Annotated in this window: 9 protein-coding genes; 5 read left to right on the top strand and 4 right to left on the bottom strand. The window is 44.9% G+C overall.

Features of this window, described 5'->3' with window-relative positions:
- Positions 1–69: 69 nt before the first annotated feature.
- Positions 70–1,266, top strand: a complete 1,197-nt coding sequence (gene minJ / locus RAC86_RS03050; RefSeq protein ID WP_014115326.1) for a cell division topological determinant MinJ — start codon at positions 70–72, stop codon at positions 1,264–1,266.
- Positions 1,267–1,313: 47 nt separating this feature from the next.
- Here minJ and RAC86_RS03045 read toward each other — a convergent pair whose 3' ends face one another.
- The 3 genes from RAC86_RS03045 to RAC86_RS03035 form a co-directional block, all read right to left on the bottom strand.
- Positions 1,314–2,648 carry an MFS transporter gene (locus tag RAC86_RS03045; protein WP_061187833.1) on the bottom strand — a complete coding sequence of 445 codons (1,335 nt, stop codon included), beginning with the start codon at positions 2,646–2,648 and terminating at the stop codon, positions 1,314–1,316.
- A 34-nt stretch (positions 2,649–2,682) separates the two neighbouring features.
- Positions 2,683–3,246: a TetR/AcrR family transcriptional regulator gene (locus tag RAC86_RS03040; RefSeq protein ID WP_014115324.1), complete on the bottom strand. Its 564-nt coding sequence runs from the start codon at positions 3,244–3,246 to the stop codon at positions 2,683–2,685.
- 76 nt (positions 3,247–3,322) lie between these two features.
- Positions 3,323–5,818, bottom strand: coding sequence for a PEP/pyruvate-binding domain-containing protein (locus RAC86_RS03035; protein ID WP_072565342.1), 2,496 nt, complete (start codon positions 5,816–5,818; stop codon positions 3,323–3,325).
- A gap of 916 nt (positions 5,819–6,734) precedes the next feature.
- Between RAC86_RS03035 and RAC86_RS03030 the strand changes: the two genes are divergently transcribed.
- The 3 genes from RAC86_RS03030 (at position 6,735) to uvrA (ending at position 12,016) form a co-directional block, all read left to right on the top strand.
- The gene (locus tag RAC86_RS03030) at positions 6,735–6,965 is read left to right on the top strand and encodes a CsbA family protein (protein ID WP_003228053.1); all 231 of its coding nucleotides are present in this window, start codon (positions 6,735–6,737) and stop codon (positions 6,963–6,965) included.
- Positions 6,966–7,149: 184 nt separating this feature from the next.
- Positions 7,150–9,135: an excinuclease ABC subunit UvrB gene (gene uvrB, locus RAC86_RS03025; protein ID WP_014115321.1), complete on the top strand. Its 1,986-nt coding sequence runs from the start codon at positions 7,150–7,152 to the stop codon at positions 9,133–9,135.
- A 7-nt stretch (positions 9,136–9,142) separates the two neighbouring features.
- A complete protein-coding gene (gene uvrA, locus RAC86_RS03020) occupies positions 9,143–12,016 on the top strand; it encodes an excinuclease ABC subunit UvrA (protein WP_072565341.1) in 2,874 nt (957 codons plus the stop codon).
- Between the two features lie 43 nt (positions 12,017–12,059).
- On the opposite strand, the gene RAC86_RS03015 is transcribed toward uvrA, so the two are convergent.
- Positions 12,060–12,290: a hypothetical protein gene (locus tag RAC86_RS03015; protein WP_003219764.1), complete on the bottom strand. Its 231-nt coding sequence runs from the start codon at positions 12,288–12,290 to the stop codon at positions 12,060–12,062.
- 219 nt (positions 12,291–12,509) lie between these two features.
- On the opposite strand from RAC86_RS03015, the gene RAC86_RS03010 reads away from it, so the two are divergent.
- The gene (locus tag RAC86_RS03010) at positions 12,510–12,836 is read left to right on the top strand and encodes a hypothetical protein (protein WP_061187837.1); all 327 of its coding nucleotides are present in this window, start codon (positions 12,510–12,512) and stop codon (positions 12,834–12,836) included.
- Positions 12,837–12,858: the final 22 nt, after the last annotated feature.

Below are 12,858 nucleotides of genomic sequence, written 5' to 3'. Positions count from 1 at the left end.
AGGATATCCAAGCCACTTAATATTTGATAGAATATGAGTAACATGTTTGGCTTGAGGCGGTGAAAGATAGTGTCTGTTCAATGGGGAATTGAACTGTTAAAAAGTGCGGGCCTGTTCTTCTTACACCCGCTTTTCTGGTTTTTTATCATCATAAGCCTGGCTTTCGGCTATGTTAGAATCAAACGGGAACGTAAAACCTTTCATACAAGAATAGCAGATATTTATGATGATCTGAAATTTACTTATACAAAGGGACTGATCCCTGGTCTCCTTTTGTCAGTTGTTTTAGGCGTACTCGGAATCTCGATTCCTCTCGGTTTACTTGCGATTATTGCCGTTATCACTGCAGTGGCAGCGCTCACTCTTCGCGCAAACTGGATGTCTGCTGCATATATCGTCAGTGTGAGTATGCTGATAGGTTTTGGACTGCAAATGTATCAGGCGGAGCCTTTTCTAGAGAGATTTCCGCAAGGATTTGCAGTCGTTTGGCCGGCTATGGGTGTGTTTTTAGGCTTGCTGATTATCATTGAAGGAGCGGTTGCTTATCGTTCTGCACATGTGAGAACATCACCGGCACTTGTCGTAAGCAGCCGCGGTTTGCCGATTGGACAGCAGCTGGCAAACCGGATATGGCTTTTGCCGCTGTTCCTTCTCGTACCCGGTAACGGATTAGAATCGCACCTCAGTTGGTGGCCTGTGTTTACTGTTCCTGGTGGCTCATTCCATTTTCTATGGATTCCTTACTTTGTCGGATTCGGGCAAAGGGTGCAGGGGTCGCTGCCTGAAACGAGCATAAGGATCACAGCGAAACGCGTTTGTATTCTCGGCCTTGCCGTCACAGTTCTCGGTGCAGCGAGCTTACTGTGGACGCCGCTTGCGGGTGCAGCCGTCTGTGTGGCTGTTTTAGGACGTATTTTTCTGTCCATTAAGCAAAGGGTGAATGATAACGCGGCTCCGTTTTATTTCTCGAAACGTGATCAGGGCTTAATGGTGCTTGGGATTATACCAAACACACCTGCTGAGGATCTGGAATTGAAAATCGGGGAAATCATTACGAAAGTTAATGGCATACCGGTTAAGAATGTTTCTGATTTTTATGAAGCGCTCCAGCATAACCGTGCATATGTGAAGCTTGAAATTATCGGTTTGAATGGAGAAATTCGTTTTGATCAGCGAGCTTCTTATGAGGGAGAACATCATGAATTGGGTATCCTTTTCGTAAAGGATGACCGTGAAGACGAAGCAGCCGCTTTGTCCGGATCATAAAAGACAGCCCGGCACCGCGAGAAGATGTGGTGCCGGGCTGTTTTGTGTTATGCTGAGTTTTTTTCCATCCGTGCCGTTTCATCAGATTTGATGCCTAATGAAACAAAAACGCCAATAATGGATACAGCAAAGAGAATCATAAATAAGGTGTGATATCCCGAAATCAAGCCGATTAAGGCTGATGAAATGATGCTTCCGAAATAACGGAAGGTCGAGAAAATACCAGACGCCACTCCTGACATGCCGGGGTCTACTGTGGCAAGGGAAGACACCTGCATGCTGGTCAGGCCGACTCCGGACGCGAGCCCGCCCAGGATAAGAGAGAGCATGAGGAACAAGACGGAATGTGAGCTGCTTAACAGCAAAAATAATAGATTCGCTCCAGCCATCATGGCAAATGAAAGAAAAATGATTTTTTTTGCTCCCCATTTGTGATGGAGCTGGGCGCCGACCCAGTTGCTGGCCGACATGAATATCGAAAATACAGAGAGCGCCATGCCGCTGTTAGACGTATTAAGCCCAAATTGGCTCGTCATGAATAACGGCATGATCAATAAAACGGCATACATCATCAGATTGCTTAATAAGACTGATAGATTGGCATTTGTAAAGGTTGAGCTTTTAAACAGAGTAAAATCAATAATTGGGTGCTGTGTGCGTTTTTCTCTTCTGAAAAAAAGCGGGACAAAAAGAAGTATCAATACACTGTATACCGCATAGCCCCATGAAGCCTCGTTTTTCGTCAGCAGGATAATCGAAACGATGCTGCCTGCAAGCAAGACAGAGCCGATAATATCCAGTGGCGCGTCAGATTTATTTTCTTTATATTGAGGGAACATGGTTAATGCCGTAAATAAAGCAATGGCGAGAAATGGGATGTTGACCCAAAAAATCGAATGCCAGCTGAAGCTGTCAATCAGTATAGAGCCAATAAAAGGCCCGAGTGCTGCCCCAAGTCCTGCGCCAAGTCCAAAAAATCCAAACACCTTCGGAAGGCGTTTTTCAGAAACAACGTGACGGATAATGGCAATGCTGTTTGGCGTAAGCAGTGCACCGCCGACAGCCTGCAATGCCCGAAAGACAATCAACAGCAGCAGGCTCGGTGAGAGTGCGCAGCCTAAGGACGCGATTAGAAAAAGGCCGACGCCCCATAAGTACATGGTTTTATTGCCGTACATGTCACCAAGTTTTCCGGCAATCGGCTGTGTGACTGCCATCACGATTAAATAAACGGTAACCACCCAAGTGATGCTGGCGATGGACTCGTTATACGTATGGGATATAGATGAGAGCGCGACCGCGATCATCGTGGAGTTAATGGGAACCAGGATGGCCCCTAATAATAGCGAGACGATCAGCGCCCATTCTTTTCTTGAACTCATTGGGATCCTCCTTTTTGTTATGCCAAGGAGTTCATCACGAAATTCCTTTGACAAATAGAGCTGTGCTATGCTCCAGCATTTTTTCCTGGGGCATTGAAATCACCCGGTCTCCTAAATGGAGACGGTGAATAAAATAACCGAAAATAATCGACATAAACACGTCGGCATGCTCCGCTTCATTTCCTGTCTGAATAACCCCTTTTTCACCCATTGTTTTGAGATAATCAACCAATAGCTGTTTCATAGATTGGGGATATTCTGTTACGTGGTTGATGACATCTTGAAACATGGCCGGTTCACGAAAGCTGATTTTAATGATATCTTTTCTATGTTCCAGCTCCTCTAAGAGACAGGTTCCGATATGAAGCAGGTCTTTGTACAAATCGCCTTCAGTTTGTTCCAGAATGCTGCTTCTGTTTGGAGAATGCTGAGAAAGCAAAGCCTCGACTAGTCCCTGTTTGTTTTTAAAATTCCTGAAAATCGTCGCTTCACTTACATTTGCTTTTTCTGCAATTTCTTTTGTAGTCGTTGCGCGATATCCTTTTTTGACAAGCAGCTGCATGGCAGCGTCAAGGATTCTCTTGTTTGTCGGTCTCAATACGTTTCACCTCACGAATATACTGGCAGGACAAGTATACACCTGCCCCGCTTGTATAAGAAAGAGGGAGGACGCATCAGGCCCGGCTGACAACTGTGATTTTGCCGTTGCTTCCATCAACAGTGATGATGTCTCCGTCCCGAAGTCTTTCCGTTGCTGTACGTGTGCCGAGAACGGCGGGAATGCCGTATTCGCGAGCAATGATTGCAGCGTGAGACAAAATGCCGCCTGTATCTGTAATAATTGCTTTTGCGTCTTGGAACAGGCTGGTCCATAGCGGTGTGGTCATTTTGCAAACGAGGACATCCCCAGGCTCGAATTGAGAAAATTCACTGGCGTCCCGAATGATTTTGACCGGACCTGTTGCAATGCCGCTTGATGCAGCAATGCCAAAAATATGATTCTCCGTGTTTTTTTCATCCTCTATCACAGCGCCGACAATTTCTTCTGCAGCTTTGAGCTGTTCTTTTGTCGGAGTGCCGAGATAGGCAGGGGCTTGAGCAAGCTCATACTCGTGAAAGGTCTGTCTGCGTTTTTCAGCCTTTTCTTGCAGGGATACAGGGTGAAGAAGCGCGTTTTCCACTTCATCATCATATAAGAACCAAAGGTCTTCACGATTTTGAATGACACCGTTTTCCGCCAGCAATTCACCTACCTTAAGCAAAAAGACTCTCGCCTTGGCATCCAGCATGGCGTCAATATAAAAGTGATGATCATCCTTTATATTTGCAGAGTTCAACGTCCACTGATAATAACGGTCAAATTCTTTCCGCAAATCGGGATCATTTATGTTTTCAAAGAATTCATTGTATAATTTCTCTCGTTTTTCTTTCGTTTTCTGAAATTCATTGTCAAAATGATAGCCATTGCGGACATAATTTTGAATATTGGCAAGGGCATAATACGGATTTTCTGCCCAGGTCTCTTGAATCAGATCATGGCTCTTTACAGATCGCCATCCGTATTCCTGTAAAAATTCATCGAGGTTCTTCAGGAAGTGTCTGCCCTCATCTGTTTGTTCCATTTTTTCCTGCAGCTGTTCCGGCTTGGTGTTTTCAAAAATGGACAGCAGATTCGGGTTTTCCTGAACTTCAACAGAAAATAGCCACAGGCGGCGGTCTGTTTCCAGTGATTTGTTCATTTTGCCTGTCAGCATCTCGTAAAAATGAGCGTTTTGGGATTCTCCTTGAATATGTTGGTACATCGCTTGCAATTTGTTTGTTAGAAGAACTTGCGGAAAAACGATATTGAAGTGCTCCTCATAAGCCGTGAGATAAAAAGCCTTTAATTTTTGAAAAGCATCTAGTGCACTTTCTGCAGTATGCTCAGTTTGTGTGAGCTGGTCAAGCGTTCTATAAAATGGGAGGTATGTGTGATTGATGATGTCATACATACGCTCCGATAATATTGGAAAAAGCTCTTTGCCGCAGTCTTTAGAAGGTGGCTGTTGTCCGCCTTGGTTTTTGGAATAAATGTGCCCGCGATAAAGTTTTACTTCGTCAACAACAACACCAATCGGGAACTTTTGCATGCTCTTCTTTAAGCCATACTCCAATGCCGGTACGATCAAGGATGAAAATAACGGGCTCACCGGACCTTCAATATTTGACTCCATGTTGAGCCAGAAATCATTCATATCAGCGTCTGTAATCATGAAGCTGCGTTCTTCTTCTGCTTCCTTTTTGTCCTGATCAATGGTTGTAATCGGGCGGGCCTGCAGAAGGTATACTTGATGATCAGCGATTCCGAATTCTATATCGACTGGATATCCGTACAGGTCTTCGGTTTTTTTCGTGATTTCAGTCAGTTCAATTACTTGTTCATCTGCAAGGCAAAAACGGCTGCGCATATCTTCGCTCGTTTCTTTTTCTGTGATTCCTTCTGCTGCAGACTCCATATAGATTTCCTTTGCACCTATTTCTTTCTGAATTTCAAACGAAGATTTATTGACTATAAATGTGTCTGGGGTGACACTTCCCGAAACGACAGCTTCCCCCAAACCATAGCTGGCGCTGATTAATAGCTCTCTATCATCATGGGTAACAGGATTACGGCTGAAAATAACACCTGATACCTCTGAATCGATCAGGCCCTGAACGACAACTCCCATTAACGGCTCTGCGATTTGGTTATTCATTTTTTTCTTATAGCTGCTGACTCGGCCAGAGAAAAATGAGGCCCAGCATTCTTTCACTTTAGTGAGAAACTCTTCCTCTGTTTTAATATTTAAGTAGGTTTCATATTGACCCGCGAATGAAGCGCCTTCTAAATCTTCTGAGGCAGATGAAGAACGCACGGCAACGGATTGGTATGATTCTCTCAGCTTGTAGAAGGAACTTGTCAGCTCATGTTTCAGTTCTTCAGAAAACGTTCCGGCGATGATCCCGCTTTCGATGTTTTCGCTAGTTTCATGAAGCTGGTTATCCTCCATAAAACGGGCGAGCGCATTCGTCTGAATAATAAACCCGTCCGGAACAGGAAGACCGTGTTTGGTCAATTTAATCAAGTTCATGCCTTTTGCTCCAGCAAGCTGGCTGGACTCTTCTGCTTGGCGAAATATTACAGAATACATATTTGAAACCCCTCTTTCCTTCATTTTGTTTTTCTCTCTAGTCTTTTTATGACGGAGCCTGTGTTTAAAAAATGATAGTAAACACTATCATTCAATTGTAGGTTTTCAGGAAAATGCTGTCAAACGCAGAAAGCCCTAAATAAAATGAATAGTTAAGTTAGTTAGATTATCATGAAAAATGGGGCCAGGCTGGTGCTGTATGCCTATTTTTCTTATATTCTCGGAATCTGGCGGCGGGCATGCTTTAATAAAAAAAGTGCCGCTGATTGGAACAGCGGCACTCATGTAAATTCATATATGTTCTTACTTTATGGAATAAGTGAAATCATAGTTGCTTATTGTGCTGTAGTCGCCATCATGGGATTTCAGCCTCATATACACACGTTCTCCGGACTTCTTAATCGAGAGTAAGTTCCTCCTTGGCCATGATCTTCAGTTTGGATAACAATTGTCCAAAGGAACCATTCTTCATCGGCAGCCGTCTGAAGCTTCCATCTATAATGATTATCGAGAAGAACTTCGAGGGCTGAACTTTTTTTTATCAGCTAGACTTGTGATTGCAAAAGCAGGTTGTGATGCCATAAGGAGACCGGGGAGTACCGCTGCTGTTGAAACATATGTAACGAACTTGAACTTCATATTTGTCCACTCCCTGTCCATTTTTGTATTGAACTGCCCAGATCTACAACCATACTATATAACTCTGCTTGTTTATCTTGTGAATCATTCCATTCTATTATTTATCATTGTTTGATCTATTGATGTTTCTATTGACTGGGACCAAAGCGCAAATATAGTGATTGATTTTGGCTGAAAAAGGGTATGGTGTAGAAAGAGGGAACGATTGCACGATTGTCCGATTCTTCATTTTTTACTATAATCAGATGAGATGAAGAATCCCTGAGGAGGGTTTTTGTTGATTACAAAAGCCGTTTTTGCATTGTTTTTCCCTTTTATGCTCGTTGTTCTTTTTACAAGAGTCACCTTTAATCATTATGTGGCGATCGCTCTAACAGCTGCATTGCTGTTTGCCTCTTATTTAAAAGGCTATACAGAAACGTATTTTATTGTAGGATTGGATGTTGTGTCTCTTGTGGCTGGCGGGCTGTATATGGCCAAAAAAGCTGCTGAGAAAAAAGAAGAATAAATCGGACATAATGAATATAAAGACTGAATTCCTGCTTTTACGTTTTAAAAGCAGGTTTTTTATACACGAAAACAGCTGGAAATAAAAAACCACCGAACTTTAGTTCGTATTTTTAGTGATTTTGCATTCCATTGTGTTACTATATCTATAGGAAGATTTCGTTAAAGAAACGGAGGCTTATTTTGTGAAAGATCGCTTTGAGTTAGTCTCGAAATATCAGCCCCAGGGAGATCAGCCGAAAGCCATTGAAAAACTTGTAAAAGGAATTCAGGAGGGCAAGAAGCATCAGACTCTGCTGGGGGCGACAGGAACGGGCAAAACATTTACGGTGTCCAATTTGATTAAAGAAGTCAATAAGCCGACGCTTGTCATTGCCCATAACAAAACCCTCGCCGGACAGCTTTACAGTGAGTTCAAGGAATTTTTTCCGAACAACGCTGTCGAGTATTTTGTCAGCTACTATGATTATTATCAGCCGGAGGCGTATGTGCCTCAAACGGATACGTTTATAGAGAAAGACGCAAGTATTAATGATGAAATAGATAAATTAAGACACTCCGCAACATCGTCTCTGTTTGAGCGGAGAGATGTCATTATTATTGCGAGTGTGTCTTGTATATATGGTCTCGGTTCGCCTGAAGAATACCGGGAAATGGTCGTGTCACTGCGGTCTGAAATGGAAATTGAGCGCAACGAGCTGCTCAGAAAGCTTGTAGACATCCAATATGCCCGCAACGATATCGACTTTCAGCGCGGTACATTTCGTGTGCGCGGAGATGTAGTGGAAATCTTCCCGGCATCCCGTGATGAACACTGTATCAGAGTCGAGTTTTTCGGAGATGAAATCGAGCGGATCCGAGAAGTGGATGCCCTGACAGGAGAAATTCTCGGCGACCGTGATCATGTCGCGATTTTCCCGGCATCCCACTTCGTAACGCGGGCCGAGAAAATGGAGAAAGCGATTCAAAATATCGAGAAAGAGCTTGAGGAGCAGCTGAAGGTCATGCATGAAAACGGCAAGCTGCTTGAAGCGCAGCGTTTAGAGCAGCGGACAAGATATGATCTTGAAATGATGCGGGAAATGGGTTTCTGCTCCGGCATTGAAAACTATTCAAGACATTTGACTCTTCGGCCTCCGGGTTCAACACCGTATACGCTTCTTGATTATTTTCCTGACGATTTTATGATCGTGGTGGATGAGTCGCATGTGACAATTCCTCAGGTGCGCGGCATGTTTAACGGAGACCAGGCGCGGAAACAGGTACTCGTGGATCACGGTTTTCGGCTTCCGTCAGCGCTTGATAACCGTCCGCTCCGTTTTGAAGAGTTTGAAAAGCATATGCACAATATCGTGTATGTATCAGCAACGCCAGGACCGTATGAGATTGAGCACACGGATGAAATGGTCGAGCAGATCATCCGTCCGACAGGGCTTCTTGACCCGCTGATTGATGTGCGTCCGATTGAAGGCCAGATTGATGATTTGATCGGTGAAATTCAAGCAAGAATTGAGCGGAATGAACGGGTGCTCGTGACAACCCTGACGAAAAAAATGTCAGAGGACCTGACCGATTATTTAAAGGAAATCGGCATTAAAGTAAACTATTTGCATTCAGAGATTAAGACGCTTGAACGGATTGAAATTATCCGTGATCTACGTCTCGGCAAGCATGATGTGCTTATCGGCATCAACCTGCTGAGGGAAGGGCTCGACATTCCTGAAGTATCTCTCGTTGCGATTTTGGATGCGGATAAGGAAGGTTTCCTTCGTTCTGAGCGTTCGCTGATCCAGACCATCGGACGGGCAGCAAGAAACTCAGAAGGCCGCGTCATTATGTACGCAGATAAAATGACGAAGTCTATGGAAATTGCGATTAATGAAACAAAACGCCGCCGCGAGCAGCAGGAGCGGTTTAACGAAGAGCACGGCATTACGCCAAAAACGATAAATAAAGAGATTCGCGATGTCATTCGTGCCACAGTAGCAGCTGAGGATAAAGCGGAATACAAAACAAAAGCCGCGCCGAAGCTGTCGAAAATGACGAAGAAAGAACGCCAGAAAGTCGTTGAACAGATGGAGCACGAAATGAAGGAAGCAGCCAAGGCGCTTGACTTTGAAAGAGCCGCGGAGCTTCGCGATTTACTTTTAGAGCTAAAAGCGGAAGGATGATGAACAAATGGCTATGGATCGGATAGAGGTGAAGGGAGCCCGGGCGCATAACCTGAAAAATATCGATGTAACGATTCCAAGAGATCAGCTTGTCGTTGTTACGGGTTTGTCCGGATCAGGGAAATCCTCCCTTGCCTTTGATACCATATATGCAGAAGGGCAGAGACGGTATGTCGAGTCATTGTCTGCCTATGCCCGCCAGTTTTTAGGACAGATGGATAAGCCGGATGTCGATGCGATTGAGGGGCTGTCTCCCGCCATCAGCATCGATCAAAAAACAACGAGCCGCAATCCGAGGTCTACTGTCGGTACGGTAACTGAAATTTATGATTATCTGCGTCTTTTGTATGCGAGAGTAGGGAAGCCTCATTGTCCGGAGCACGGAATTGAGATTACATCGCAGACCATCGAGCAAATGGTCGACAGAATTCTGGAATACCCGGAACGGACGAAGCTTCAGGTGCTGGCCCCGATTGTATCGGGCCGTAAAGGCGCCCATGTCAAAGTCCTTGACCAGATCAGAAAACAAGGTTATGTCAGAGTCAGAATTGACGGCGAAATGGCTGAGCTTTCTGATGATATTGAATTAGAAAAGAATAAAAAGCATTCGATTGAGGTTGTCATTGACCGGATTGTGGTGAAAGAAGGTGTGGCGGCCCGTCTGTCAGATTCATTGGAAACGGCGCTTCGTTTAGGTGAAGGGCGGGTCATGATTGATGTCATCGGTGAGGAAGAGCTGATGTTTAGTGAGCATCATGCCTGCCCGCACTGCGGTTTTTCAATTGGTGAGCTTGAGCCGCGGTTGTTTTCGTTCAATAGCCCGTTCGGAGCGTGTCCGACGTGTGACGGTCTCGGAATGAAGCTTGAAGTGGATGCGGATCTCGTCATCCCCAATCAAGATTTGTCATTAAAGGAGAATGCGGTCGCCCCTTGGACACCGATCAGTTCACAGTATTATCCGCAGCTTCTTGAGGCGGTCTGCACCCATTACGGGATTGATATGGACGTGCCGGTAAAAGATCTGCCGCAGCATCAGTTGGATAAAGTGCTGTACGGCAGCGGAGACGACCTGATTTATTTCCGTTACGAAAATGATTTTGGGCAAATCCGTGAAGGCGAAATTCAATTTGAAGGCGTATTGCGCAATATTGAAAGACGGTATAAGGAGACAGGCTCTGATTTCATCCGTGAGCAAATGGAGCAGTATATGTCTCAGAAGTCTTGTCCGACATGCAAAGGCTATCGGTTAAAGAAAGAGGCGCTTGCCGTACTGATTGACGGCCGCCACATCGGAAAAATTACCGAGCAGTCTGTAGCCGACGCACTTGCTTTCATCAAAGGCCTTACCCTTTCTGAGAAGGATATGCAGATTGCCAATTTGATCTTGCGTGAAATTGTGGAGCGTTTAAGCTTTCTGGACAAAGTCGGCCTTGATTACCTGACATTGAGCAGGGCAGCGGGAACATTGTCCGGGGGAGAGGCGCAGCGCATCAGGCTGGCAACGCAAATCGGCTCGCGCTTATCCGGTGTGCTTTATATTTTAGATGAACCGTCTATCGGCCTGCATCAGCGTGATAACGACCGCTTGATCAGCGCTCTGAAAAATATGAGAGACCTTGGGAACACGCTGATTGTTGTCGAACACGATGAGGACACGATGATGGCAGCCGATTATTTAATAGATATTGGACCTGGTGCCGGCATTCACGGCGGTCAGGTGATGGCTGCGGGTACGCCGGAAGAAGTGATGGAAGATCCAAATTCATTAACGGGCAGCTATTTATCAGGGAAAAAGTTCATCCCATTGCCTCCTGAAAGAAGAAAGCCGGACGGCCGTTACATTGAAATTAAAGGCGCTGCAGAAAACAACCTGAAAAAAGTGAATGCCAAGTTCCCGCTTGGAACGTTCACAGCGGTTACAGGGGTTTCCGGCTCAGGAAAGAGTACCCTCGTCAATGAAATTTTGCATAAGGCGCTGGCGCAAAAGCTTCATAAAGCGAAGGCGAAGCCCGGCAGCCATAAAGAGATTAAAGGTTTGGATCATTTAGACAAAGTCATTGATATTGATCAGGCGCCAATTGGAAGAACGCCGAGATCCAACCCTGCGACATACACCGGTGTGTTTGATGACATTCGGGATGTATTCGCGCAGACAAATGAAGCGAAGGTCCGCGGCTATAAAAAAGGCCGTTTCAGCTTTAACGTGAAGGGCGGACGCTGTGAAGCCTGCCGCGGAGACGGGATTATTAAAATTGAAATGCACTTCCTTCCTGACGTGTATGTTCCGTGCGAGGTGTGCCACGGCAAACGCTATAACCGTGAAACGCTTGAAGTGACGTACAAAGGAAAAAGCATCTCTGATGTGCTTGATATGACGGTTGAAGATGCTCTTTCTTTCTTTGAAAATATCCCGAAAATCAAGCGTAAGCTACAAACTCTTTTTGATGTTGGCTTAGGTTATATTACGCTCGGTCAGCCAGCTACAACCTTGTCGGGCGGAGAAGCGCAGCGTGTGAAGCTTGCATCAGAGCTGCACAAACGCTCAACTGGACGTACGCTCTACATTTTAGACGAGCCGACGACAGGTTTGCACGTCGACGACATCGCCAGACTCCTTGTCGTGCTTCAGCGTTTGGTTGACAATGGAGATACAGTACTCGTCATTGAGCACAATCTTGATATCATTAAGACGGCGGATTACATTGTCGATCTGGGGCCAGAAGGCGGAGCCGGAGGCGGAACCATTGTCGCGTCAGGAACGCCTGAGGAAATCACTGAAGTGGAAGAATCGTATACAGGCCGTTATTTGAAGCCTGTTATGGAGCGTGACAAAAAACGCATGACATCGCTCTTGGAAGCGAAAGAAACGGCAACATCTTAAAACCCTCTTTTCAGAGGGTTTTGTCTTTTCTTTGCAGTATATATTACAAAGTCTTCTTATACAGCTGCTTACTTACACTCATTAAATCTTGAACGATATGCGTGTTGCTGCTGTCAAGCAGTACTTTTATGTATTGAATATCGTGAGAGATCGGAAGAGGTCCGTGGATCTGTTCAAGCTCAGCGATCATTTCACGATTCATTCTTTTTTGTTCACGAATCAGCTTTAACACCGATTCCTGTGTTACTGTATAGTCACTGGGGTCTTTCTCCATTGCTTGTCCAGCCTCCTTGATTGCCGTAAGCTTTTTACATATTGTAATCGGTACAGCCAGAAGATTCTACTTCTAAAACTTTTTAAAATCCAATTTCCGTAAATCGGAGCATGTCTAAAGAATGAGTTTGAAACCTGCTGACGTTTTAAACGTATATATAAGTAAAACGTCCCTGATCTTTTGTCATGGGTAAAATTCACAATAGGAGTGTGGAATGAATTGAACCGTAATCAAGCCATTATTGCATCACTTTGTTATTTCAGTGTGTTCATTGCGCCAGTTATTGTGCCGATTGTCGCTTATTTTGTTGTAGATGAGAAAGAAACAAAACGCCATGCGATACGTTCTCTTATTTCTCACATTGTTCCTTTTGCCGGCTGGCTGGTCCTTTTTATCGCTTTTCTGGGCGGAGCCATTGCCATTGATGGAGACAGCCTGCTGCCTGTATTTGTGATCATTGGGGGAGCAGTTATTTATTTCTTAGTTGTTATTGGCATTATGATTTGGAATGTGATTCAGGGCATTAAGGTGCTGCGTGCAGCATAAGTAGACAATGGGGAGGAGATCG

Source organism: Bacillus sp. LR_5, assembly GCF_042709275.1.
The sequence above is the reverse complement of the archived record's forward strand: the minus strand, read 5'-3'. Positions and strand labels throughout refer to the sequence as shown.

Coding starts and splice junctions, on each gene's coding strand:
- RAC86_RS03035 (WP_072565342.1), bottom strand. CDS start 5,818: ATGTATTCTGTAATATTTCGCCAAGCAGAAGAGTCCAGCCAGCTTGCT.
- RAC86_RS03045 (WP_061187833.1), bottom strand. CDS start 2,648: ATGAGTTCAAGAAAAGAATGGGCGCTGATCGTCTCGCTATTATTAGGG.
- RAC86_RS03015 (WP_003219764.1), bottom strand. CDS start 12,290: ATGGAGAAAGACCCCAGTGACTATACAGTAACACAGGAATCGGTGTTA.
- uvrA (WP_072565341.1), top strand. CDS start 9,143: ATGGCTATGGATCGGATAGAGGTGAAGGGAGCCCGGGCGCATAACCTG.